We start from the raw sequence: 23,080 nt of genomic DNA, 5'->3' as shown, positions 1-23,080 counted from the left end.
CAACGCCCGCATGCTCAATCAGACCAAACCGGATCCCGTTCGGTCGCCGCTGCTGGACAAGGCGCAGGCACAAGGCATCCGCCACGGCTATTTCACCCGCATCGGCGGCGTCTCCGCGGGCATCTACCGCGGCCTCAACATCGGCACCGGGTCGGATGACGACCAGGCTCTGGTGACCGAGAACCGCGCCCGTGTCGCCGCCTGGATGGGGGTGCCCGCAAATCATCTGCTGACCGCCTGGCAGGTCCATTCGCCCGACGTCATTGTCGCCAGGGAACCCTTTGCCGGCGAGCGGCCGAAGGCCGACGCCATTGTCACGGACCGGCCGGGCATTGCCATCGGCGCCTCGACCGCCGATTGCGGTCCGGTTCTGTTCGCGGATGCCGGCGCGCGCATCATCGGCGCGGCGCATGCCGGCTGGAAAGGCGCTTTCACCGGCGTGCTCGAAAACACCATTGCCGCCATGGAGAGCCTCGGCGCCCGGCGCGAAAACATCGTCGCCGTGCTTGGCCCTTCGATTGGTCCCGCAAATTACGAGGTCGGGCCCGAATTCGTCGCCCGCTTCGTCGGGGCCGATGCGGAAAATATCGGTTATTTCGTACCTTCGGCCCATGCCGGCCACGCCATGTTCGACCTCAACCGCTACACGATCGACAGGCTGGCCAGGGCCGGCGTGACGGCCGATGGCCTTGGCCGCTGCACCTATGCCGAGGAAGATCTGTTTTACTCCTACCGGCGCACCACGCACCGCGGGGAGCCCGATTATGGCCGGCAGGTTTCGGCAATCGTTTTGGAGAAGGTATAATGGCGCTGCATTTTGAACGATCCGAATTCGACGCGCGGCGCGACCGGCTGATGATCGAGATGGCCGAGAAGAAGCTCGACGCCATCCTGCTGTTCGCCCAGGAAAGCATGTACTGGCTCACCGGCTACGACACGTTCGGCTTCTGCTTCTTCCAGTGCCTGGTGGTCAAGGCCGACGGCTCGATGGTGCTGCTGACCCGTTCGGCCGATCTGCGCCAGGCGCGCCAAACCTCGATCATCGACAACATCGTGCTGTGGACCGACCGCGACGGCGCCAATCCCGCGGTCGACCTGCGCAACCTGCTCAACGAACTCGACCTGCTCGGCGCCCGCATCGGGGTCGAATACGACACTCACGGCCTGACCGCCTATAATGGCCGCCGCCTGGACGAGCAGTTGCAGACCTTCGGCCAGATCGCCGATGCCTCCGGCATCGTCGGGAGGCTGCGCCTGTTCAAGAGCCCGGCCGAGGTCGCCAAGGCTGAAAAGGCGGCCAATCTCTCCGACGACGCGCTGGACGCGGCCCTGCCGTTGATCAAGCAGGGCGGCGACGAGGCGCTGATCCTGGCCGCCATGCAGGGCGCGGTCTTCGCCGGCGGCGGCGACTATCCGGCCAACGAATTCATCATCGGCTCCGGCGTCGATGCGCTGCTGTGCCGCTACAAGGCCGGCCGCCGCAAGCTCACCAAGAACGACCAGTTGACGCTCGAATGGGCCGGCGTCTTCCATCACTATCATGCGCCGATGATGCGCACGGTGCTGACCGGCAAGGTCTCCAAGCGTCATCAGGAACTGTTCGACGCCGCACGCGCGGCACTTCTGGCCGTCGAAAAGGCGATGACGCCCGCAAACACCTTCGGCGACGTGTTCGATGCCCACGCCCGCACCATGGAAGCGCACGGGCTGACCAAGCACCGGCTGAACGCCTGCGGCTATTCGGTCGGCGCCCGCTTCACGCCGTCCTGGATGGACATGCCGATGTTCTACCAGGGCAATCCCGAGCCGATCGCGCCGAACATGACGCTGTTTGCCCACATGATCATCATGGACTCCGAGACCGAGACGGCAATGACGCTTGGCCGCACCTACCTGACCACCGAATCCCAGCCGAAGCCGCTGTCCCGCCATGATCTCGACTTGATCGTGCAGTGAATCCATAATGGAGGCGTTCTTCGCCAAGGAGTTAGAAGGCAAATGAGACGATCGCATGTGACGACCGTGTCATTGCTTGTGGCATTGGCTTTGACCGCCTGCACCAACGCAAAGGACGTCCTCGAACCTTCCGCCATCACCCCGCCGGCCGCATCGGCGCAGCCCGCACCGGCCACGCAAGGCAGCGCTGCTGCCACCGTTCCCGCCCCGGCGCCATCCACGGCCGCGACGGCCACCACGACAGCGGGTGCGCCCGCGCCCGTCACTTCGGCCCAGGCCGCCGCCATCCTGTCGAAGACCCGACTGCAGATCGCGCCGATCGTCGGCGCTTCGGTGGAAGCCGCCACGCCGCTGACGGCGGAACTGCAGACACGCGCCAGGCAGCGCGGCATCACGCTGGCCGGCAGCCAGGACCAGACCGCGACCCATGTGCTCAAGGGCTACTTCTCGGCGATGACGGAGGGCAAGGACACCACGGTCATCTATGTCTGGGATGTCTACGACCCCTCCGGCAACCGGCTGCACCGCATCAACGGCCAGATGAAAGCGCCTTCCGCCGGTTCCGGCGACAGCGCGGGCGCCGACAGCTGGAAGTCGGTCTCGCCAGCCACCATGCGGGCGATCGCCGACCAGACGATCGATCAATTTGCGGCCTTTCTCAGCGGCAAGGGGAGCTGAGGTGTTGCCAGCCGGTGATGGCGAACAGCTTTCTTAGGCTTAGCCGGCGGATTCACGATGTCGGCGCTTGCAATAGCCGCGCGGGCCGCTAAAAGCCCGGTTAAAAGGTGCGGGAGAGTCCGTCAGGCCTCTCCGTCCTCCACCAGGAACGGTGCATGAAACTCTTCGCGGGCAATTCCAACAGGGTGCTGGCCGAAGCGGTCGCCCGCTATCTCAACGTCCCGCTGGGCAAGGCCAGTGTCAGGCGCTTCGCCGACCAGGAAATCTTCGTCGAGATCCAGGAAAATGTGCGCGGCGAGGATGTGTTCATCCTGCAGTCGACCTCGTTCCCGACCAACGATCACTTGATGGAACTGCTCATCATGATCGACGCCTTCATGCGCTCATCGGCCAAGCGCATCACGGCGGTTATTCCCTATTTCGGCTACGCCAGGCAGGATCGCCGCGCTTCCGGGCGCACGCCGATTTCTGCCAAGCTGGTCGCCAACATGATCACCCGTGCAGGTGTCGACCGGGTTTTGACGCTGGATCTCCATGCCGGCCAGATCCAGGGCTTTTTCGACATCCCCACCGACAATCTGTTCTCGGTGCCGGTGATGGCCCGCGACGTCAAGGCGAAGTACAAGCAACTCGGCAATGTCGTCGTCGTGTCGCCCGATATTGGTGGCGTGGTGCGTGCGCGTGCGCTTGCCAAGCGCTTCGACGCGCAACTCGCCATTGTCGATAAGCGCCGTGAGCGTCCCGGCGAATCGGAAGTCATGAACATCATCGGCGCGGTCGCCGGCAAGGATTGTCTTTTGATCGACGACATCGTCGATTCCGGCGGCACGCTGTGCAACGCCGCCGACGCGCTGCTGGCCAACGGCGCGACCAGCGTCACCGCCTATATCACCCACGGCGTGCTGTCGGGCGGCGCGGTCGCTCGCATCAGCAGCTCGAAGCTGCAGGAACTGGTGATCACCGATTCCATCCAGCCCACGCAAGGCGTGCTCGACGCGCCCAACATCCGCGTCATTTCGATCGCCGACCTGATGGGCGAAGCCATTTCGCGCACAGCGACCGAGGAATCGGTCTCGAGCCTGTTCGACTGAAATCCAGTTACCCCTGCGGCCGGGCTACTCCCGCGGCACGGCCGATGGCGTCGGCGCCTCCAACCGGGCCGGGGCTCGGCGCATGCCTTCGCCGGCATCACGCGCGCCGCGCATATAGCCGCGCGGCGAGGAGCCGAGCATGCGCTTGAACATCGTGATGAAGGCCGGCACGCTGTCATAGCCGAGATCGAGCGCCACCCGCGTGATCGGCTCNCTCGCCATCGGCGAGCCTCGGCAGCGCCGCGAACAGGCAGGCCTGCTGGCGCCATGTCGACAGGGACAGGCCGGTCTGCCGCTGGAAGGCGCGCGTGAAGGAGCGCCGGCTCATGCCGACGGTATCGGCCCATTCATCGATCGTCGCATGCGGTGAGGGTGCGGCGACGAAACGCCGGCAGAGCGCCGCCAGTTTGGGATCCGACGGGAACGGCAGGCCGAGCGGCCGCTCCGGCAATTGCGGGATCTCGTGCAGGAGCAGGTTCATGATCAGGCCACCGCGCCCTTCCAGTTCGCCGCCTTGCGGCAGCTTCTCGGATTCCACGATAAGACTGTGCATCAGGTCGGTGACGCCGACGACGCGCATGCCCTCCGGCAAGCCTGGAATCGCCTTCGGCATGACATAGACCGAGCGCATCGAGACGTCGCCGAGCATCTCGACGGAATGTTCGATGCCGGCCGGAATCCACATCGCATGGTCCGGCGGCACCATCCAGCGCCCATGCCGCGTCGTCACCAGCACGACGCCGACCAGCGCATGCAGCAACTGGCTGCGGCTGTGGTGGTGGTGAGGCACGTGGTAGCCATCCGGATATTCGGTCGGCAACACCACCGCCGGCCCGACCGCCTGCTCGAGCCACTGCCAGCGCAGCCCGTGCAATTGCTCGAGGTCGGTGTGGCCGGCGCCGAAAATTTCCCTGGTTTTTGGCATTCGGTATGGCCCACTTGCGAAACTATTGGACCAAACCACGAAAGAAGTCGCCTGGCAACCGGACTATAAGGCTGCCTGCGGGAAGCGCCCGCCACGTCGCCTGTGGGAACGACCCGCCAAAAAGACTACGGAGCCTATCTTGACCGATACGACAGCCACCAGGGTCGCGCCGCCTGCGACCGCCAGTCACGCGTCAGCCCAGGCGACGGCCTTCACCGTCATCCTGGCGGTGAGCCTCTGCCACTCCATCAACGACATCATGCAGTCGCTGCTATCGGCCATCTATCCGCTTCTGAAAGACAATTACGGCCTCGACTTCTGGCAGATCGGGCTGTTGACCTTCACCTTCCAGGTAACGGCATCCCTGCTGCAGCCGATCATCGGCGCGGTCACCGACAAGCGGCCGATGCCTTACTCGCTGCCCTGGGGCATGGCATCCTCGCTGATCGGCCTGGTCGTGCTGGCTTATGCCGGGCACTACTACCTGCTGCTGATCGGCGCATCGCTGATCGGCATCGGTTCGGNGCCTTCATCGTCGTGCCCTTCGGCCAGACCAGCATCGCCTGGTTCGCCGTCGGCTCGCTGATCGGCATCGTCATCCTGTGGCAGGTCGGTGGCTGGTACAGCCGCCTGCGCGCCGCGCAAGGCAATCGCAAGGCGGCAAGCTTCGTGTCGCCCTTCCCACGCCGCAAGGTGATGTGGGCCCTGGCGGTACTGACCTTGCTGGTGCTGACCAAGAACGCCTACATCGCCAGCCTGGCCAGCTACTACACCTTCTATTCCATCCATAAGTTCGGCGTTTCGGTGCAGATGTCGCAGGTCATGCTGTTCCTATTCCTCGGCTCTTCGGCGTTGGGCATCCTGCTCGGCGGTCCGTTCGGCGACCGCTATGGACAAAAGGCGATGATCTGGTTTTCGATCGTCGGCGTCCTGCCCTTCACGCTGGCGCTGCCTTACGCCAATATGGAATGGACGATGGTGCTGACCGTGCTGATCGGCCTCATCCTCTCGTCGGCCTTCTCCAACATCGTCGTCTTCGCGCAGGAACTGGTGCCGGGCCGCGTCGGCACGATCGCCGGCATCTTCTTCGGTTTCGCCTTCGGAGTGGGCGGCATCGCGGCCGCGGTGCTTGGTGTCGTCGCCGACATGAAAGGCATCGACTTCGTCTTCCAGATCTGCTCGTACCTGCCGTTCCTGGGGCTGCTGACGGTGTTCCTGCCCAACATGAGGGACGCGCGCAAGGCGCAGGCCGCCGCTTGAATCATCTGTATCCCGGCAAAAGGCACCCGCCATATGGCGGGTGTCTTTTGCCATTCCGGTGGGAGGGCTTCAGGCCTTGAAGAAGGCCAGAAGGTCGGCGTTGATGATGTCGGCGTGGGTCGTGGCCATGCCGTGCGGAAAGCCTTTATAGACCTTGAGCTCGCCCTTCTTGAGCAGCTTGATGCTCAGCAGCGCCGAGTCAGCAATGGGAACGATCTGGTCGTCGTCGCCATGCATGACCAGCACCGGCACGTCGATCGTCTTGAGATCTTCGGTGAAGTCGGTCTCCGAGAAGGCCTTGATGCAGTCGTAATGCGCCTTGGTGCCGCCCATCATGCCCTGGCGGTACCAGTTGTCGATAACGCCCTGCGAGACCACGGCGCCCGGACGGTTGAACCCGTAGAACGGGCCAGCGGGAACATCCACGTAAAGCTGCGCGCGGTTGGCGGCCACGCCCGAGCGGAACCCGTCGAAGACCTCGATCGGCAGGCCGCCGGGATTGGCTGGGGTCTTTAGCATGATCGGCGGCACCGCGCCGAGCAACGCTGCCTTGGCGACACGGCCGCCCGCCCCATACTGGGCGACATAGCGCGCCACCTCGCCGCCACCCGTCGAATGGCCGACATGGATGGCGTCGCTGAGGTCGAGATGGGCGACAAGTTCAGCCACATCGGCTGCATAGGTGTCCATCTCGTTGCCGATATCCGTCTGCGTCGAACGGCCGTGGCCGCGACGGTCATGGGCGATGACGCGGTAGCCTTGGCCCAGGAAGAACAGCATCTGCGCATCCCAGTCATCGCTGCTCAGCGGCCAGCCGTGATGGAACACAATGGGCTGACCGGTTCCCCAGTCCTTGTAATATATCTGCGTGCCGTCCTTGGTGGTGATCGTGCCGCTGCCTGAGCCTGGTTTGGTCTGCGAGGTCATCTCAATCTCCATCTGATTTCTGTCGCGATAAACAATATCGCGATATCAATGTCGTTAACCCAGATCGAGGTTCTTGTCCATAGAAATATGTATCGCGATATTTTTTTTCGTGGTACATAATGCGAGCACTTAATCGGCAAAGGAATCCACCGTGCCTCTCCCGCTGGACAATCAGCTCTGCTTCACGCTCTACGCCACCAGCATGGCAATCAATCGCACCTACAAGCCGATGTTGGACAAGATGGGGATCACCTATCCGCAATATCTCGTACTCAACGCGCTGGGCGAGGCCGACGGCATGTCTATCGGCACGATCGCGCACAGGCTCGCCCTGGAATCGAGCACGGTCACGCCGCTGGTAAAGCGGATGGAGCAGGCCGGCCTGGTTACCCGCCAGCGCAGCCAGACCGACGAGCGGCAGGTCCAGGTCGACCTGACACCGGCCGGCCGCAAGCTGCTCGTCCAGTGCAACTGCTTGAACGAGACCCTGGTCGAACGCTCGGGCATGACGCTGGCCGAACTGGACAGGCTGAACCGGCAGGTCCAGGCGTTGCGCGATGCGTTGAGCGGCGACCGGTAGCTTCCCACCGCCGCTTGCACGCCTGCCCGCCTTCCGCTATAGAGCCGCCACCCGCGTAGACACCCTTGGAGGCAACGCGGCGGAAGGCTGCCTTCCCCTTGTGGTCCCGAACAAAGATCCGCTCGCTGCGGTTTCCGGCATTCGGACATCGAGGTCTGGCGGCTTTCGACGTTTACGGCCTGGCACATTGCCAACCGTAGGCGCTCCATAACACGCGAAAAGGAAAAGCCATGAGCCACGATACTTACGAGCTCAAGGCCGAAGCGCGCGAACAGGTCGGTAAGGGGTCCGCCCGTGCAGTTCGCCGCAACGGTAAAGTGCCTGCGGTAATTTATGGTGACAGACAGCCTCCCCTGGCGATCGCGCTCACCTACAAGGACATCTACTACAAGATCCATGGCGGCGGGTTCCTGACCACGATCGCCACGATCGATGTCGACGGCAAGAAGATCCAGGTCCTGCCGAAGGACTTCCAGCTCGACCCGGTCAAGGATTTCCCTGTCCATGTCGACTTCTTGCGCATCGGCAAGGACACCGAAGTCAACGTCGATGTTCCCGTGCACTTCATCAATGAAGACAAGTCGCCCGGTATCAAGCGCGGCGGCGTGCTCAACATCGTGCGTCACGAAGTCGAGTTCCACTGCCCGGCCAATGCGATCCCGGAATTCATCACCGTCGATCTCACCGGCGCCGACATCGGCGATTCGATCCACATCTCGGCGGTCAAGTTGCCGGCCGGCGTCAAGCCGGTCATCTCCGACCGCGACTTCACCATCGCGACCGTTGCCGGTTCGTCGGCGATGAAGCCGGAGACGGAAGAGACAGCTGAGGCCGCGGCTCCCGAAGCGGCTCCCGCCGCCGAAGAGAAGTAACTCTTTTCACGCCCGGAGGCGACGATGCCAGAAAAGACAGCGCTTGTCTTTGCCGGCCTCGGCAATCCGGGCGCGAAATACGCTGAAAACCGACACAATGTCGGCTTCATGGCGGCGGACGCTATCGCCCGCCGCCATTCCTTTTCGCCCTGGTCGAAGAAGTTCCAGGGCCTGGTTTCCGAAGGCACGCTCGGTGGCGAAAAGATCATCCTGATCAAGCCGCGGACCTTCATGAACCTGTCCGGCCAGTCGGTCGGCGAAGCGCTGCGCTTCTACAAGCTCGATCTTTCCGCCCTCACCGTCTTCTATGACGAGATCGACCTTGCCGAAGGCAAGCTGCGCATCAAGACCGGCGGTGGGGCCGGCGGCCATAACGGCATCCGCTCGATCGACGGCCATGTCGGCAATGCGTATCGCCGCGTGCGCATCGGCGTCGGCCATCCCGGCGTCAAGGAAATGGTCCAGCATCATGTGCTGGGCGATTTCGCCAAGGCCGACCGCGACTGGCTCGACCCGCTGCTCGACGCGATCGCCGACAATGCGGCTATGCTCGTCAAGGGCGACGAATCCGGTTTCATGAACAAGGCCGCCCTCGCCGTCCAGGGCAAGACGGGCGCAGAACCGGAAAACCCGGCGCGGAAGCAGTCGAGCCCGAAACAGCAAAGCCCAAAACAACAAAGTCATGTCCGCCAGGCCCGCCCTCAGCAGCCGGTCGCCAAGCTGCCGGAAAGCGGCCCGATGGCCGCCATGCTGAAGAAACTCTTCGGCAACAAGGACTGAGGCGTAGCCTCATGCGGCGTCACGGGGCTTGACGTTCCCAACCCCTATCGCCCATAGCCTCATCAAATTTCGCTTTTCCCGAGGACTTGATAAAATGGGTTTCAAATGCGGCATCGTTGGCTTGCCCAACGTCGGCAAGTCGACGCTCTTCAACGCGCTGACGAGGACGGCCGCCGCGCAGGCCGCCAACTATCCCTTCTGCACCATCGAACCGAACACCGGCGAGGTGGCGGTGCCCGATCCGCGCCTGCGGAAGATCGCCGAAATCGCCAAGTCGAAGGAGATTATCCCGACCCGGATCTCCTTCGTCGACATCGCCGGCCTGGTGCGCGGCGCCTCCAAGGGCGAAGGCCTGGGCAACCAGTTCCTCGCCAACATCCGCGAGGTCGACGCCATCGTGCATGTGCTGCGCTGCTTCGAGGATGACGACATCACCCATGTCGAGGGCCGCATCGACCCCGTCGCCGACGCCGAGACGGTCGAGACCGAGCTGATGCTCGCCGACCTCGACAGCCTCGAGCGCCGCATCGTCCAGTTCCGCAAGCGCGCCGCCAGCAAGGACAAGGAAGCGACGACCGTACTGCCGATGATGGAGGCCGCGCTCGAGCTGCTGCAGGAGGGCCGCCCGACCCGCATCCTGCTCAAGGGCATTTCGGCGGAGGACCTGCGCATCCTTCAGGGGCTGAACCTCCTGACCTCGCATCCCGTGCTCTATGTCTGCAACGTCGCCGAGGCCGATGCCGCGACCGGCAACGAGCACACCAACGCGGTGGAAAAGATGGCCACCGCGCAAGGCGCCGGCATAGTGGTGATCTCGGCCGCGATCGAGGCCGAAGTCGCCCAGCTCTCGGACGAGGAAGAGATGGAATTCCTGTCCTCGCTTGGGTTAGACGAGCCGGGCCTCAACAAGGTCATCCGCGCCGGCTACGACCTGTTGCATCTGATCACCTATTTCACCGCCGGTCCGAAGGAAACGCGCGCCTGGACCATCCACAAGGGCGACAAGGCCCCGCAGGCCGCCGGCGTCATCCACACCGATTTCGAGCGCGGCTTCATCCGCGCCCAGACCATCGCCTACAACGATTTCGTCACGCTCGGCGGCGAAGTGGCCGCCAAGGAAGCCGGCAAGGCACGCGACGAAGGCAAGGAGTACGTCGTCCAGGACGGCGACGTCATGCTGTTCAAATTCAACACCTGATGTGACGGAAATCGCGCTGTCCACGGTGCCGTGAAGTTCGCTCTCTCTGTGCGGCCACAAGCCGGTTCAGCTACCGGCCACCATCCGACCATTCACCCACACCTTGGCAATATTGGACCGTACCGCATTGAGCACGATCTTCTGAAAGACGTCGTCGAGCGCATCGTTGGCGGCGTTGACATGGATGTTCGAGGCGCTCGCTTTGGTGTCGATCAGCAGCGCGTCGAATTCGTATCCGACACGAAAACTGCCGGCGCCACGGGCGAAGGCTTTGGCTGTCTGATCAGCGCGCTGCTGTGCAGCACGCCGGTCACCGGCTATTCGTCGAACGCTGGTATCATCGCCATCACCGGCATCGCCAGCCGTGCCGCCTTTGGAGCGGCCGGCATCTTCCTGGTGCTGTTCGGGCTGGTCGGCAAGCTTTCGGCGGTCATCGCCTCAATCCCCGGGCCGGTCATCGGCGGCGTCTTCGGTGTGCTGTGCGTCATCATCGCCATGAACGGTTTTCGGGTGGTGCGCGCGACGCCGCTGACCGAACGCAACATGCTGGTCATCGGCCTGCCCATCCTGATGGCGCTGTTCGCCACGCTGGTACCGCCGGATTTCGTCAAGACGCTGCCCGATATCGTGCAGTACATTCTGGGCTCATCCATCGCCTTCGGCGCCGTCTGGGCGATCGTCCTGCACCAGATCCTGCCGAACGCCCGTTAGGCGATCGGAGGCGCCGCGGCTGGCCCCTACGGCCGCCGCGGGCCCGATCGCGCCGGCTGGCTCACCAGAAAGGACTTGACCAAATCGCGCGCTCCCTGCATCCGGGTTCGCCGATCCATGCGGATCGCGCGTTCTGCAGGGATGCCAGACCATGACCGGCAAGACATGGGCCTATGAGGACTTCGTCGAGGGTGCCTCGTTCGATCTCGGCACCAAACAGGTGAGCGCGGCCGAAATCATCGAGTTCGCCAGCGAGTTCGACGCCCAGCCGATGCACCTCGACGAGGCGGCCGGCAAGGCCAGCATCCTGGGCGGCCTGTCGGCCTCGGGCTGGCACACCTGCGCCATGTTCATGCGCATGCTGTGCGATGCCTTCCTGCTGGACTCCACCTGCCAGGGCGCACCAGGAGTCGATCAGGTCAAATGGAAGAAGCCGGTGCTCGCCGGTGATACGCTGCGGGGCAGTCTGGTGGTTGTGGCCAGGCGCTTGTCGAAATCGAAGCCGCAACTCGGCTTCGTGACCATGCGCAGCGAACTGGTCAACCAACGCGGCGAAAGCGTCTTCGAGCTCGAGAACTCAGTCATGTTCCTGACGCGCGATGTCGGGGGGAACTTCCCATGACACTGGATGAATTCTTCCGCATCGGCACCACGGTGACGCTGGGCTCGCACAGATTCGAGCCCGAGGCGATCAAGGCGTTCGCCCGCAAATACGACCCGCAGATCTTTCACATCGACGAAGAGGCCGCGAAGAAGAGCGTGCTCGGCGGCCTCTGCGCCTCCGGCTGGCATACCGCCGCCACCTGGATGAAGCTGAACCTGGAAACCCGCCTGGACGCCGAAGGCTGGGATGGCCCGGTGCCCGAATTCGGCCCCTCGCCCGGATTCAAAAACCTGAAGTGGCTGAAGCCCGTCTTTGCCGGGCAAACCATCACCTTCACGCGCACGGCGCTGTCCCATCGCCCCGTCGCGTCCCGCCCCGGCTGGCGGTTGCTGGCGCTGCTCTGCGAGGCCACCGATTCGACCGGCGGCAAGGTGCTGGAGTTCGAAAGCGCGGTGCTGGTGAAGGTGGAGTAGGTTTCTTCCTTCTCCCCGTTTACGGGGAGAAGGTGCCCGAAGGGCGGATGAGGGGCGGCGCCGGCGATGGTGTTCTCGCGTTGCCTCCCGGCTCTTCGCCATCGCTCCGGGCGTTCGAGCCCTTTGAAAGGTCCACTGGACCTTTCAATTTGCTTCGGCAAACCGGTCTCAAACCCCCTCGAACCCGATCAGCGTTCGCACCGGCACGCCGAGCGCTTCGAGCTTGGCGCGCCCGCCCAAATCCGGCAGGTCGATGACGAAACAGGCGGCGAGAATGTCGGCGCCGATCTGGCGCAGCAGCTTGACCGCCGCCTCCGCCGTGCCGCCGGTGGCGATCAGATCGTCGACCAGGATCACCTTCTCGCCGGGCGCGACGCCGTCCTTGTGCATCTCCATCTCGTCCAACCCGTATTCCAGGCTGTAGGCGACGCGCACGGTCTCATAAGGCAGCTTGCCCTTCTTGCGGATCGGCACGAATCCGGCCGAGAGCTGGTGGGCGACGGCGCCGCCCAGGATGAAGCCGCGCGCTTCGATGCCGGCGATCTTGTCGATCTTCTGCCCGGCATAGGGATGCACGAGCTCGTCGATGGCGCGTCGGAAGGCGCGCGCATTGCCGAGCAGCGTGGTGATGTCGCGAAACAGGATGCCGGGCTTGGGATAGTCCGGGATGGTACGGATCGATGCCAGCAGCGTGTCTTCGAGAGAGGATTTCATGGTTTGCGCTCCACGCTTGCGTCTGCTGTCTTGCCGCGAAGAGCCAGACCAACTGCCTTGTCGATGGCCGGACATCGGCCAGCTTCCCAGAAGACTATCTGAAACGGAGATTTTGGCGCGTCAATTGTTCTATCGAGGTGCAGCCCATCAGCTTCATGCCGCGTTCGATCTCGATGCGCATCTGTTCAAGTGCCCGTTCGACGCCCGCCTGTCCGGCCGCCGCCAGCGGGAACAGGTAGTAGCGCCCGACACCGACCGCCTTGGCGCCGAGCGACAGCGCCTTCAGCACATGCGTGCCACGCTGCACGCCGCCATCCATGACCACGTCGATCCGATCGCCGACGGCATCGACGATCTCGGCAAGCTGGTCGAAGGCCGCCCGCGAGCCATCCAGTTGGCGCCCGCCATGGTTCGACAGGATGATGCCCTTGCAGCCGATCTCGACGGCGCGTTTGGCATCTTCCACCGACATGATGCCCTTGAGGCAGAACGGCCCCGGCCACAGCTTGACCATCTCGGCGACGTCGTCCCATGTCATCGACGGATCGAGCATCTCGGTGAAGTAGCGGCTGATCGACATGGTGCCGCCACCCATGTCGACATGCTCGTCGAGCTGCGGCAGCTTGAACCCCTCATGGGTAAAGTAGTTGATCGCCCAGGCCGGCTTGAGTGCGAACTGCATCATCCCGGCAAGGTTGAGCTTGAAGGGGATGGCAAAGCCGGTGCGCTTGTCACGCTCGCGGTTGCCGCCCGTGATGCTGTCGACGGTCAGCATCATCACCTCGACGCCGATATCCCTGGCGCGTTGCATCATCGCCCGGTTGAGACCACGATCGCGATGGAAATAGAACTGGTAGACTTGAGGGCTGCTGCTGATTGCCCGCGCCTCCTCGAGGCTGACGGTGCCGAGCGAGGAGACGCCGAACATGGTGCCATATTTGGCCGCCGCCTTGGCGACGGCCCGCTCGCCCTGATGGTGAAACAGTCGCTGCAAGGCGGTCGGCGAGCAATAGAACGGCATCGCCAGCTTCTGGCCCATCACCGTCACCGACATGTCGACCTCGCTCACGCCCCGCAGGACGTTCGGGACCAGGTCGCAACGCTCGAAGGCTTCCGTGTTGCGGCGATAGGTGACTTCATCGTCCGCCGCGCCGTCGATATAATTGAAGATCGGCCCCGGCAGGCGGCGCTGCGCCATGCGGCGGAAATCGGAAAAGTTATGACAGTCCTGCAGCCGCATCATAGAATTCCAAACACTGTATCGGGACGGGCCTCGCCGCCGTTCAGGCGTCGAATATCAATCCGGTGCCCCCATGCCAACGGGCTAATTGCGGCTCGCGCGCCCAGCGGAGGCAGTCCGCATGAAAAAGGGGCGCATCGAGCGCCCCTTCCGTTACAGCCGATTTCCCGCGGAACGCTACATGCCGAGATCGGAACGAAGCTCCGCCCTGGCCACGTCGTATTCGGCCTTGAAGTCATCCCGGTTGAGCAGGCCGGCGGCGATGACGCTGCCGGAAATCTTGCCCATCTCGACGTCGGACGGATAGTGTATACCGCCGACGATGCGGTTGTGGCCGAACTCGGCCGCGCGCGCCATGATCTCAGCACGCCTTTCCGGAACCATGTCGGACAGGATGATGCCCATCATCGTGCCGACGGTCGCATGGCCGGACGGCCAGGAACCGGAGCTCGACAGCTTGACCACCGGCTTGACGAGATCGCTGAGCTGGTGCGGACGCGGGCGCTTCCAGACATCCTTGGCCGGATCGACGACGGCGCCTTCGGTCTCCACCACGCGATCGAAGAAGGCGCAGAATTTCGGCAGCTTGTCCTTGTTGAAATTCGGTCCCATGACATCGGCGAAACGCCAGACGTTTTCCTCGGCGTCGGCGATGGCGCGGGCTTCCATCTCGGGCGTGCGCGTGACCTGCACGGTCAGCACCTCGCCAAGCTCGGCCTTGGTCTCAGCCGAATCATTGGCCGGCGGCGGCGGCAGGATCATCGTCAGGTCGACATCCTTGTTCGTGATGAATGGTTTTGCGTCTTCGGCGCGGGCCGTGGAACCAACGACGAGCAGCAGCAGGCCTGCCGCAAGCGATGCGTATCTTTTCATGGGCGTGATCCTTTGATGAGAGCGCCGCAGGATCGCGATGTGTGGTGACGGCCATGTGACACCGCCGCGACGTGGAGGGCGCAATCCACTCAAAAAGCAGAAAGGGCACCTCGCGGCGCCCTTTTGCGAATTCCAGAATGCGGCATCGCTTAGTGCGCGACGGCTTCCCACACCTTGCGCTTGGTTAGGTAGACCAGGGCGCCGAACAGAAGCAGGAACACCAGCACGCGGAAGCCCATCTTCTTGCGGTCTTCCATGTGCGGCTCGGCAGCCCATGTCAGGAAGGCAGCCACGTCGCGGGAATACTGGTCGATGGTCTGCGGCGAACCGTCGTCATAGGTGACCTGGCCGTCGGAGAGCGGCTTGGGCATCTTCAGCGACACGCCGGACATGAAGTACGGGTTGTAGTGCGTGCCTTCGGGGATGACCATGCCGGCGGGCGGCGTCTGGTCGTAGCCGGTCAAGAGCGAATGGATGTAGTCGGGACCACCCGCATCATACTGGGTGAAGATATCGAAAACGAACTGCGGGAAGCCGCGCTCGACGCCGCGCGCCTTGGCCAGCAACGACATATCCGGCGGCGCCGCACCACCATTGGAGGCAGCGGCGGCTTCCTCATTGGCGAATGGTGCCGGGAAATGGTCGGACGGCTTGCCGGGACGGTCGAACATGTCGCCGGCATCGTTGGGGCCGTCATGGATCGTGTATTCGGCTGACAGCGTCTTGATCTGCGCGTCGCTGTAGCCGAGGTCCGAAAGCGTGCGGAACGCCACCAGGTTCATCGAATGGCAGGCCGAGCAGACTTCCTTGTAGACCTTCAGCCCGCGCTGCAGCTGCGCCTTGTCATAGGTGCCGAACGGGCCGGTGAAGCTCCAGCTTATTTCCTTCGGCTCGTTGATCGGGAAATGCGTCGGCGCCGCCGCGTTATGCGCCTCTTCGGCCGCGAACGCCCACGTGCCTGCAACTCCGGTGCAGGCGGCCACGAGGCCGATCAGCGCAAGCGAGGTGAGAATCTTTTTCATGCCAAATCCCCTTAGATTCTCTACCGCTCAGCCCTTGGTCTCAGGTGCTGCCGTGGCGCCCGCCGGATGCCCGCTGCCACCCTTGTTCTTTTCGAGCACCGCCTCAGTGATCGAGTTCGGCAGCCTGCGGGGTGTCTCGATCAAGCCGAGCACCGGCAGCGCGATCAGGAAGAAGGCGAAGTAGAACAGCGTCGCCATCTGCGCCATGAACACATAGCTGCCTTCCGCCGGCTGCGAGCCCAGCCAGCCCAGCAGGATGGCATCGGCCACGAACAGCCAGAAAAACAGCTTGTACCAGGGCCGGTAGACCGCCGAGCGCACCTTGGAGGTGTCGAGCCACGGCACCAGGAACAGCATGACGATGGCGCCGAACATGCACAGCACGCCGCCGAGCTTGGAATTGATCGGCCCGATGTTGAAGGTGATGGCGCGCAGGATCGCGTAGAACGGCAGGAAGTACCATTCCGGGACGATATGGGCCGGCGTCTTAAGCGGGTTGGCGACCGTGTAGTTGTCCGGATGGCCGAGATAGTTCGGCAGGTAGAAGACGAAGTAGGCGAAGACGAACAGGAATACGATCATGCCGAACGCGTCCTTGATGGTCGCGTAGGGCGTGAAGGCCACGGTATCTGTCTTCGACTTGACCTCGATGCCGGTAGGGTTCGACTGGCCGACGACGTGCAGCGCCCAGACATGCAGCACGACGACGCCTGCAATCATGAACGGCAGCAGGTAATGCAGCGCGAAGAAGCGGTTCAGCGTCGGATTGTCGACGGCGAAGCCTCCGAGCAGGAGCTGCTGGATCCAGTCGCCAACCAGCGGAATGGCGCTGAAGAAGCCGGTGATGACAGTGGCGCCCCAGAAGCTCATCTGCCCCCATGGCAGCACATAGCCCATGAAACCGGTCGCCATCATCAGCAGGTAGATGATGCAGCCGAGGATCCACAGCAGCTCGCGCGGCGCCTTGTAGGAGCCGTAATAAAGACCGCGGAAGATGTGCAGGTAGACGGCGATGAAGAAGAACGAGGCGCCGTTGGCGTGCATGTAGCGCAGCAGCCATCCGGAATTCACGTCGCGCATGATCTTTTCGACCGAACCGAAGGCGAGATTGGTGTCGGCCGTATAGTGCATGGCCAGCACGATGCCGGTCAGGATCTGCGCCACCAGCATGATCGCCAGGATGCCGCCGAAGGTCCACATATAGTTCAGGTTGCGCGGCACCGGATAGGCGATGAAGCTGTCATAGACCATCCTGGGCAGCGGCATGCGGGCGTCGAACCAGCGTTCGATACCGGTCTTCGGCGTGTAGGTCGAGTGTCCCTCGCTCATCGAAATATCCCCTGCCTCAACCGATAAGGAGTTTGGTGTCGGAAATGAATTTGAATACCGGAATCGCCATGTTCTCGGGCGCCGGGCCTTTGCGGATGCGGCCGGCCGTGTCGTATTGCGAGCCGTGGCACGGGCAGAACCAGCCGCCGAAATCGCCTTCCTGGCCGAGCGGGATGCAGCCCAGATGGGTGCAAACCTGAACCATGACCATCCAGGCCTCCTTGCCGGGCGTGGTGCGGTTGGCGTCGGTCGCCGGCGCATCGGACGCCAAATTGGCGTTGCGGGCGATCGGATCCTTGAGATCGGAGAGGCTGACGGCCTCGCCGTCTTTCATTTCCTTCTCGGTGCGGTTGCGCACCACGACCGGCTTGCCGCGCCACTTGACGATCAGCGAGCTTCCAGGCGTCAGCGAGGAGACGTCGACCTCGACCGAAGCGAGCGCCAGCGTCGAGGCGTCGGGGCGCATCTGGTCGATGAACGGCCAGGCCACGGCACCGGCGCCGACCACCGCGGCCATGCCGGTGGCGACATAGAGAAAATCTCGACGATTGGGATCGTGGATGTCGGTTGCGCTCACGGGTGCCTGATCCTTTCGCCTCTTCCGCGCCGGGGGCCGAGCCTTGTTCCCCGCTCAATCACGCCAACCCGACAGCGCATGGCGAACAGGCTAGCGAATTCCTCCGGCATTTGGACTTCGGTTTATGCGTGAAGCCCGTTTTTGTCCAGACGGGTGAAGGCACAAGGGCAGATTGTCGCGGGGACAAAATCCCCTAGTATCCGGCGGGACGGCGAATGGCTGCAACAGGCGGCTAAACAACCGGGAAATATCAGCAAAATCCCAGGCTCCAGCTTGCCTCGACACAGGGCGCCGGTGTGATCTATCCTCCTTCGCATGGCGCACGTCATCGATCGCGAGCAATGGGCTGTTCGTTCCGACCACTGGAAGGGCGAACTGCAGTGCGGTGCCTACGGCTCAAACTCCTGCCTGATCTTCAATCACTTGCCCGACGTCGGCGGCGGCCCGCCGCTGCACGCCCATCCCTATGCGGAGATCTTCATCATCCGCCAGGGAACCGGCCTCTTCACGGTCGGCGACCAGGAAATCGAGGCTTCGGCGGGACAGATCCTGATCGTGCCGCCCAACACGCCGCACAAATTCACCAATCTCGGTCCGGGTCCGCTGGAAACGACCGATATTCACGAAAACGGCAGCTTCATCACCGAGTGGCTGGAGTGATTCCTGAAAACTGAATTACGCGGCGCCGAGCCTGACCAGCACGGCTTTCGGAATATTGTATTCCCGGATGACGGCGTCATGCTTGCGAAGGCCGCACAGTTCGCGCTGGATGAAATAGGCGTGAACGGCCACGGCAGCATCCTTGAGCAGACGGTGGCGCAACTCATCGTCCCCGTTGTCGCGCAACCGGGCCAAGGTTTCTTCCACGCGCTGTCCGGCGCGGCCGAGCGCCGCCGCCTTCTCGGCCAGTACTTCATGGCCGAGTGCGTCGAAGGCCGCGTCGGCAGCCGACGTGCCGGCAAGATGGGATGGCGGACGCAAGGACATTTCAGTTCCCTTTCCCGAACACCATGCGATGGGTGACGAATTCTTCGTCCTCCACGCGCTGAAAACCAAGCCGTTCATAGAAACCGAAAGCTTCCGGCGGCGCGCGGGTGTTCAACACGGTGAAATACCGGCGGGCTCGGTCGATCACGGTCTCGACCAGCGTTCGGCCAAGGCCGGCGCGACGGTGACGCCCGCTGACGAACAGGTGGCGGACCCGGCCGTGGTCCCTGCCCTCGAAATAGGGATCGATATTCAACCCGCAGACACCGGCGAGCTCCGCGCCGTGCCATGCTCCGAACAGCGCCTCGCCCCGCTTCAGGAACTTGTTGCGGCCGCTTGCCCAGCCATCGCCCAGGCGCACCAGCATCCAGTAACCTTCCAGCCGGCTCTCGTCCTTCAGCATGTCGAAAGCCGGCGTGACTGGCCGGAGCCGCTTGATCCCATAGTCGATCTTTGCCGATCCACCCATGCGCCTACTCCGCCGGCCGCGTCTCTTCCAGCACGCTCTCATCGTGATAGAGGAAGCCGCCGGACTGGCGCTTCCACAGCCGGGCATAGAGCCCGTCTAGCGCCACCAGTTCGTCATGCGTGCCTTGCTCGACGATGCGGCCGCCGTCGAGCACCACCAGGCGGTCAAGTGCCGCGATCGTCGACAGCCGGTGCGCTATCGCGATCACGGTCTTGTTCTCCATCAGCCGTGTCAGATTCTCCTGGATCGCCGCCTCGATGTCGGAATCGAGCGCCGACGTCGCCTCGTCGAGGATCAGGATAGGCGCGTCCTTGAGGAAGACGCGGGCAATCGCCACGCGCTGGCGCTGGCCGCCCGACAGTTTCACGCCGCGCTCGCCGACGAAGGCTTCGTAGCCCTGGCGGTCCCTATTGTCGCGCAAGGTCAAGATGAATTCGTGGGCCTCGGCTTTTTTCGCCGCCGCGATGACCTGCGCGTTGGTTGCGTCGGGCATGCCGAGCTTGATGTTGTCGCGCAGCGAACGGTGGAACAGGGCCGTGTCCTGGCTGACGACGCCGATATTGGCGCGCAGCGAATCCTGCCTTACACCTGAGACGTCCTGACCGTCGATGGTGATCTGGCCGCTTTCGAGATCGTAGAGGCGCAGGATAAGGTTGGCCAGCGTCGTCTTGCCGGCGCCCGAAGGCCCGACCAGCCCGACCTTCTCGCCCGGCTTGACGACAAGGTTGATGCCGTTCAGCACCCCAAACCCCTTGCCGTAGTGGAAGTCGACATTTTTAACGTCGATGCGCCCGCCCGCCACGTCCAGTTCCTTTGCGTCCGGTGCATCCGTCAGGCCGAGCGGCTGCGAGATCAGCGCCTTGGAGTTCTCCAGCACGCCGAGATTCCGCAAGATACTGTTCATCTGCATCATCAGCCGGCCGAGCAGCATGTTGAGCCGCAGCACCAGGCTGAGCGTGAAGGCGACCGCCCCGACCGTGATCGAGCCCTCGACCCAGAGATAAACTGCAAAGCAGCCGATCGCCGAGATCATGATGCCCGACAGCGTCGTCAGCGCCATGCGCACGCCGGTCAGTCTTCGCGTGAAGGGCCGCAATGCGTCGAGATAGATGTCGAAGCCGTTCCTGATGTAACGATCGTCGCCGTCAGCCGCGAACAGTTTCAGCGTCTGCACGTTGGAGTAGGAATCGACAATGCGGCCATTGATCATGGAGCCCGCCTCCGCCGTCGCTTCGGCGTGCTTGCGGATTGCCGGCAAATAGAGTTTCGCCAGAAAGCCGAAGGCGGTGATCCAGACCACCACGAGTGCCGCCAGCCTGAGGTCAAGCCCGGCGACCAGCGCCAGCGTCGTCACGGTATAGACGACCATGAACCAGACGACCTCGATGAAGCTTTCCATCAGGTCGCCCGTCGCCTGCCCGGCCTGCCAGACTTTCGTCGCGATGCGGCCGGCAAAATCGTTCTGGAAGAAGGCGTAGGACTGGCGCGAGACGTGCCGGTGCGCCTGCCAGCGCACCAGATTGTAGAAGCCGGGCGTGATCGTCTGTTCGTCGACCAGCGCCGACAAGGCGACGACCACCGTGCGGATGACCAGCACCACCGCGACCATGAACACCAGTTCGGGGCCGGCGGCGGTCCACAGCGCGTGCCAGCTCCGTTCGCCGGGCAATTGGTCGAGAATATCGACCAGCCGTCCGACGAAATAGAACAGGCCGGCCTCGACCAGCGGTGCGATGCCGCCGATGACCAGCATGGCGAAGAAGGCGAACTTCGCTTGCCCAACATAGTGCCAGAGGAAGCCCGTGACGCTGGCCGGTGGCCGAAGATTCGCCGGCTCCCTGAACGGGTAGACCCAGGTCTCGAACCAGCGGTAGACGGCTGTCATCATGCGGCGGCGATCATTCTGCGGCTTGCCCCTTTGCTATTGTGTCATTGGCGGCTTCGACTGGGACGTCATCGAGCAGGAATCCACCCGACTGGCGCTGCCAGAGCTGCGCGTAGAGTCCGCCTCTGGCGACCAGTTCCTCGTGCGAGCCCTCCTCGATGACGCGACCCTGGTCCATCACGACGAGCCTGTCCATCGCCGCGATGGTCGACAGCCGGTGCGCGATGGCGATGACGGTCTTGCCTTGCATGAGCTTGTAGAGGTTCTCCTGGATGGCGGCTTCCGCCTCGGAATCGAGCGCCGACGTCGCCTCGTCAAGGATAAGTATGGGCGCGTCCTTCAACATAACGCGAGCAATGGCGATGCGTTGCCGTTGACCGCCGGACAGTTTGACGCCGCGGTCGCCCACATAGGCGTCGAACCCCTTGCGTCCATGATGGTCCGAAAGTCCTGATATGAAATCCATCGCCTCGGCCCGCCGCGCCGCCTCGAGCAGCATCTCGTCGGTGGCATCGGGCCGGCCATAGAGAATATTTTCGCGCACCGAACGATGCAGCAGCGAGGTATCCTGCGTGACCATCCCGATCTGCGCGCGCAGCGAATCCTGTTTCACGCCGGCGATCTCCTGGCCGTCGATCAGGATCCGGCCGCTTTCCAGGTCGTAGAAGCGCAGGAGGAGATTGACCAGCGTCGACTTGCCGGCGCCCGAACGGCCGACAATGCCGACCTTCTCGCCCGGCTTGACCACCAGCGACAGGTTTTCGATGACGCCCTTCTGCTTGCCGTAATGGAAGCGGATATCCTCGAAGCGGATATCGCCATTGGAAACGATGATCTCCTTGGCATCCGGCCTGTCCTCGACAAGGCGCGGCAACGAAATCGAGGCAATGCCGTCCTGCACCGTGCCGATATTCTCGAACAGGCTCGACATTTCCCACATGATCCACTGCGACATGCCCCACATCCGGAGCACCAGACCGATGACCACGGCGACCGCACCGATCGTCACCACTTGCCCCATCCACAGCCACAACGAGATGGCGGTGACCGAGAACAGCAGCAGCGCGTTCAGTATGTAGAGCGAGCCGAACAGCAACGTCACCAGCCGCATCGACCGGTAGACCGTATCGAGGAAGCCCATCATGCCTTCCCTGGCGAAGGCGGCCTCGCGGCGTGAATGGGAAAACAGCTTGACCGTCTGGATGTTGGTGTAGCTGTCGACGACGCGGCCGGTCATGGTCGAGCGCGCATTCGCCTGCTCCTCCCCGACCTTGCCCAGTCGCGGGATGAAGAAGCGCAGCAACAGGATATATCCGACCATCCAGACGCCAAGCGGCGCCGCCAGCCGCCAGTCGGCCGAACCGACAATCAACAGCATGCCGAGGAAATAGACGACGACGTAGTTCAGGACGTCGATCACCTTGATGACGCATTCGCGCACGGCAAGCGCGGTCTGCATCAGCTTGGTGGCGATGCGGCCGGCGAACTCGTCCTGGTAGAAGCTCATCGATTGCTTGAGCAGGTAGCGGTGCACCTGCCAGCGGATGCGCATGGGGTAATTGCCCATCAGCGTCTGCTGGTTGAGCAGCGAATGCAGCCAAACCGTGCCGGGCAGCGCAAACAATACGATGAAGGCCATGCCGGCGAGCTTCCAGCCTTCCGTCTGCAGGAAGGTCTCGCGGTTCTGCCCCGACAGCCAGTCGACGATGCGGCCGAGGAAGCCGAACATCCACACTTCCGCGATGGCGATGGCCGCGACCAGCACCGCATCGACAAGAATATAGGGCCATGCCCCGCGCGTATAATGCAGGCAGAAGGCAACCAGCGTCCTGGGCGGCTCGACCGGTTCCGCTACCGGAAACGGATCGAGCCTTCTTTCAAACCAACTAAACAACAACATAGGTCATGCCTGTGAAATCTGTTTTCCGC

At 63.2% G+C, this 23,080-nt stretch carries 23 protein-coding genes and 2 pseudogenes; 13 read left to right on the top strand and 12 right to left on the bottom strand.

Translation table 11 applies throughout. The annotated features are described in order from the left end of the window. Nucleotides 1-10: 10 nt before the first annotated feature. The 4 genes from pgeF (at nt 11) to X739_RS155870 (ending at nt 3,725) form a co-directional block, all read left to right on the top strand. Nucleotides 11-805 carry a peptidoglycan editing factor PgeF gene (gene pgeF / locus X739_RS155855; protein WP_023781432.1) on the top strand — a complete coding sequence of 265 codons (795 nt, stop codon included), beginning with the start codon at nt 11-13 and terminating at the stop codon, nt 803-805. Beyond that, nucleotides 805-1,956: a Xaa-Pro peptidase family protein gene (locus tag X739_RS155860; protein ID WP_023770277.1), complete on the top strand. Its 1,152-nt coding sequence runs from the start codon at nt 805-807 to the stop codon at nt 1,954-1,956. Before pgeF ends, X739_RS155860 begins: the two co-directional genes overlap by 1 nt. Before the next feature lie 42 nt (nt 1,957-1,998). Further along, nucleotides 1,999-2,634 (top strand): hypothetical protein, encoded by a 636-nt coding sequence (locus X739_RS155865; RefSeq protein ID WP_023770278.1) that lies wholly within the window; start codon nt 1,999-2,001, stop codon nt 2,632-2,634. Between the two features lie 155 nt (nt 2,635-2,789). Further along, on the top strand, nt 2,790-3,725 hold the full coding sequence (locus X739_RS155870; protein WP_023770279.1) for a ribose-phosphate pyrophosphokinase: 936 nt from the start codon (nt 2,790-2,792) through the stop codon (nt 3,723-3,725). Between the two features lie 24 nt (nt 3,726-3,749). On the opposite strand, the pseudogene X739_RS01000000165940 reads toward X739_RS155870, so the two are convergent. Next, nucleotides 3,750-4,650 (bottom strand): annotated as a pseudogene (locus X739_RS01000000165940) (helix-turn-helix transcriptional regulator). A 280-nt stretch (nt 4,651-4,930) separates the two neighbouring features. Here X739_RS01000000165940 and X739_RS01000000165935 point away from each other — a divergent pair. Continuing rightward, nucleotides 4,931-5,910, top strand: a pseudogene (locus X739_RS01000000165935) (MFS transporter). Nucleotides 5,911-5,979: 69 nt separating this feature from the next. Here the strand turns inward: X739_RS01000000165935 and X739_RS155875 are convergent. Then, on the bottom strand, nt 5,980-6,837 hold the full coding sequence (locus X739_RS155875; RefSeq protein ID WP_023770280.1) for an alpha/beta hydrolase: 858 nt from the start codon (nt 6,835-6,837) through the stop codon (nt 5,980-5,982). 151 nt (nt 6,838-6,988) lie between these two features. On the opposite strand from X739_RS155875, the gene X739_RS155880 reads away from it, so the two are divergent. From X739_RS155880 to X739_RS155905, 7 genes are all read left to right on the top strand, one after another. Next, entirely contained in the window at nt 6,989-7,417 is a 429-nt protein-coding gene (locus X739_RS155880) for a MarR family transcriptional regulator (protein WP_023770281.1), read from the top strand. Between the two features lie 230 nt (nt 7,418-7,647). Then, nucleotides 7,648-8,289: a 50S ribosomal protein L25/general stress protein Ctc gene (locus X739_RS155885; protein WP_023770282.1), complete on the top strand. Its 642-nt coding sequence runs from the start codon at nt 7,648-7,650 to the stop codon at nt 8,287-8,289. Nucleotides 8,290-8,313: 24 nt separating this feature from the next. Further along, the gene (pth, locus tag X739_RS155890) at nt 8,314-9,069 is read left to right on the top strand and encodes an aminoacyl-tRNA hydrolase (protein ID WP_023770283.1); all 756 of its coding nucleotides are present in this window, start codon (nt 8,314-8,316) and stop codon (nt 9,067-9,069) included. 94 nt (nt 9,070-9,163) lie between these two features. Continuing rightward, nucleotides 9,164-10,267: a redox-regulated ATPase YchF gene (gene ychF / locus X739_RS155895; RefSeq protein ID WP_023794106.1), complete on the top strand. Its 1,104-nt coding sequence runs from the start codon at nt 9,164-9,166 to the stop codon at nt 10,265-10,267. Nucleotides 10,268-10,447: 180 nt separating this feature from the next. Then, nucleotides 10,448-10,978: a solute carrier family 23 protein gene (locus X739_RS01000000165930; RefSeq protein WP_023770284.1), complete on the top strand. Its 531-nt coding sequence runs from the start codon at nt 10,448-10,450 to the stop codon at nt 10,976-10,978. A 151-nt stretch (nt 10,979-11,129) separates the two neighbouring features. After that, on the top strand, nt 11,130-11,600 hold the full coding sequence (locus tag X739_RS155900) for a MaoC family dehydratase (RefSeq protein ID WP_023770285.1): 471 nt from the start codon (nt 11,130-11,132) through the stop codon (nt 11,598-11,600). Further along, a complete protein-coding gene (locus X739_RS155905) occupies nt 11,597-12,055 on the top strand; it encodes a MaoC family dehydratase (protein ID WP_023770286.1) in 459 nt (152 codons plus the stop codon). The genes X739_RS155900 and X739_RS155905 overlap by 4 nt, the downstream gene beginning before the upstream one ends. 168 nt (nt 12,056-12,223) lie before the next feature. Here the strand turns inward: X739_RS155905 and X739_RS155910 are convergent, their stop codons facing one another. The 6 genes from X739_RS155910 to petA all read right to left on the bottom strand — a co-directional run bounded on the left by X739_RS155910 (nt 12,224) and on the right by petA (nt 17,810). Beyond that, nucleotides 12,224-12,769 (bottom strand): adenine phosphoribosyltransferase, encoded by a 546-nt coding sequence (locus X739_RS155910; RefSeq protein WP_023770287.1) that lies wholly within the window; start codon nt 12,767-12,769, stop codon nt 12,224-12,226. Between the two features lie 94 nt (nt 12,770-12,863). After that, nucleotides 12,864-14,009, bottom strand: a complete 1,146-nt coding sequence (locus tag X739_RS155915) for an alpha-hydroxy acid oxidase (RefSeq protein WP_023770288.1) — start codon at nt 14,007-14,009, stop codon at nt 12,864-12,866. A 177-nt stretch (nt 14,010-14,186) separates the two neighbouring features. Further along, nucleotides 14,187-14,882, bottom strand: a complete 696-nt coding sequence (locus X739_RS155920) for a phosphatase PAP2 family protein (RefSeq protein ID WP_023794100.1) — start codon at nt 14,880-14,882, stop codon at nt 14,187-14,189. Between the two features lie 149 nt (nt 14,883-15,031). Next, nucleotides 15,032-15,904: a cytochrome c1 gene (locus X739_RS155925; protein WP_023770290.1), complete on the bottom strand. Its 873-nt coding sequence runs from the start codon at nt 15,902-15,904 to the stop codon at nt 15,032-15,034. A 27-nt stretch (nt 15,905-15,931) separates the two neighbouring features. Next, on the bottom strand, nt 15,932-17,233 hold the full coding sequence (locus tag X739_RS155930) for a cytochrome b N-terminal domain-containing protein (protein WP_015316074.1): 1,302 nt from the start codon (nt 17,231-17,233) through the stop codon (nt 15,932-15,934). Nucleotides 17,234-17,249: 16 nt separating this feature from the next. Then, nucleotides 17,250-17,810, bottom strand: a complete 561-nt coding sequence (petA, locus tag X739_RS155935; RefSeq protein WP_023770291.1) for a ubiquinol-cytochrome c reductase iron-sulfur subunit — start codon at nt 17,808-17,810, stop codon at nt 17,250-17,252. Nucleotides 17,811-18,125: 315 nt separating this feature from the next. On the opposite strand from petA, the gene X739_RS155940 reads away from it, so the two are divergent. Further along, nucleotides 18,126-18,470: a cupin domain-containing protein gene (locus X739_RS155940; protein WP_023770292.1), complete on the top strand. Its 345-nt coding sequence runs from the start codon at nt 18,126-18,128 to the stop codon at nt 18,468-18,470. A gap of 15 nt (nt 18,471-18,485) precedes the next feature. On the opposite strand, the gene X739_RS155945 is transcribed toward X739_RS155940, so the two are convergent. The 4 genes from X739_RS155945 to X739_RS155960 are packed head-to-tail and all read right to left on the bottom strand — an operon-like array spanning nt 18,486 to nt 23,051. Next, nucleotides 18,486-18,797: a DUF6665 family protein gene (locus X739_RS155945; protein ID WP_023770293.1), complete on the bottom strand. Its 312-nt coding sequence runs from the start codon at nt 18,795-18,797 to the stop codon at nt 18,486-18,488. Between the two features lies 1 nt (nt 18,798). Continuing rightward, nucleotides 18,799-19,266, bottom strand: coding sequence for a GNAT family N-acetyltransferase (locus X739_RS155950; RefSeq protein ID WP_023770294.1), 468 nt, complete (start codon nt 19,264-19,266; stop codon nt 18,799-18,801). Between the two features lie 4 nt (nt 19,267-19,270). Then, nucleotides 19,271-21,154 (bottom strand): ABC transporter ATP-binding protein, encoded by a 1,884-nt coding sequence (locus X739_RS155955; protein WP_023781422.1) that lies wholly within the window; start codon nt 21,152-21,154, stop codon nt 19,271-19,273. 10 nt (nt 21,155-21,164) lie between these two features. Continuing rightward, nucleotides 21,165-23,051 carry an ABC transporter ATP-binding protein gene (locus tag X739_RS155960; protein WP_031247651.1) on the bottom strand — a complete coding sequence of 629 codons (1,887 nt, stop codon included), beginning with the start codon at nt 23,049-23,051 and terminating at the stop codon, nt 21,165-21,167. Nucleotides 23,052-23,080: the final 29 nt, after the last annotated feature.

Origin of the sequence: Mesorhizobium sp. LNHC209A00, from assembly GCF_000502915.1 — a bacterium.
GTDB lineage: Bacteria > Pseudomonadota > Alphaproteobacteria > Rhizobiales > Rhizobiaceae > Mesorhizobium.
Note: the sequence above shows the minus strand (reverse complement) of the source record. Positions and strands in the feature narration are given on the sequence as shown.

Coding starts and splice junctions, on each gene's coding strand:
- pgeF (WP_023781432.1), top strand. CDS start 11: ATGCTCAATCAGACCAAACCGGATCCCGTTCGGTCGCCGCTGCTGGAC.
- X739_RS155860 (WP_023770277.1), top strand. CDS start 805: ATGGCGCTGCATTTTGAACGATCCGAATTCGACGCGCGGCGCGACCGG.
- X739_RS155865 (WP_023770278.1), top strand. CDS start 1,999: ATGAGACGATCGCATGTGACGACCGTGTCATTGCTTGTGGCATTGGCT.
- X739_RS155870 (WP_023770279.1), top strand. CDS start 2,790: ATGAAACTCTTCGCGGGCAATTCCAACAGGGTGCTGGCCGAAGCGGTC.
- X739_RS155875 (WP_023770280.1), bottom strand. CDS start 6,837: ATGACCTCGCAGACCAAACCAGGCTCAGGCAGCGGCACGATCACCACC.
- X739_RS155885 (WP_023770282.1), top strand. CDS start 7,648: ATGAGCCACGATACTTACGAGCTCAAGGCCGAAGCGCGCGAACAGGTC.
- pth (WP_023770283.1), top strand. CDS start 8,314: ATGCCAGAAAAGACAGCGCTTGTCTTTGCCGGCCTCGGCAATCCGGGC.
- ychF (WP_023794106.1), top strand. CDS start 9,164: ATGGGTTTCAAATGCGGCATCGTTGGCTTGCCCAACGTCGGCAAGTCG.
- X739_RS01000000165930 (WP_023770284.1), top strand. CDS start 10,448: ATGGATGTTCGAGGCGCTCGCTTTGGTGTCGATCAGCAGCGCGTCGAA.
- X739_RS155900 (WP_023770285.1), top strand. CDS start 11,130: ATGACCGGCAAGACATGGGCCTATGAGGACTTCGTCGAGGGTGCCTCG.
- X739_RS155905 (WP_023770286.1), top strand. CDS start 11,597: ATGACACTGGATGAATTCTTCCGCATCGGCACCACGGTGACGCTGGGC.
- X739_RS155910 (WP_023770287.1), bottom strand. CDS start 12,769: ATGAAATCCTCTCTCGAAGACACGCTGCTGGCATCGATCCGTACCATC.
- X739_RS155915 (WP_023770288.1), bottom strand. CDS start 14,009: ATGCGGCTGCAGGACTGTCATAACTTTTCCGATTTCCGCCGCATGGCG.
- X739_RS155920 (WP_023794100.1), bottom strand. CDS start 14,882: ATGAAAAGATACGCATCGCTTGCGGCAGGCCTGCTGCTGCTCGTCGTT.
- X739_RS155925 (WP_023770290.1), bottom strand. CDS start 15,904: ATGAAAAAGATTCTCACCTCGCTTGCGCTGATCGGCCTCGTGGCCGCC.
- X739_RS155930 (WP_015316074.1), bottom strand. CDS start 17,233: ATGAGCGAGGGACACTCGACCTACACGCCGAAGACCGGTATCGAACGC.
- X739_RS155940 (WP_023770292.1), top strand. CDS start 18,126: ATGGCGCACGTCATCGATCGCGAGCAATGGGCTGTTCGTTCCGACCAC.
- X739_RS155945 (WP_023770293.1), bottom strand. CDS start 18,797: ATGTCCTTGCGTCCGCCATCCCATCTTGCCGGCACGTCGGCTGCCGAC.
- X739_RS155950 (WP_023770294.1), bottom strand. CDS start 19,266: ATGGGTGGATCGGCAAAGATCGACTATGGGATCAAGCGGCTCCGGCCA.
- X739_RS155955 (WP_023781422.1), bottom strand. CDS start 21,154: ATGATGACAGCCGTCTACCGCTGGTTCGAGACCTGGGTCTACCCGTTC.
- X739_RS155960 (WP_031247651.1), bottom strand. CDS start 23,051: ATGTTGTTGTTTAGTTGGTTTGAAAGAAGGCTCGATCCGTTTCCGGTA.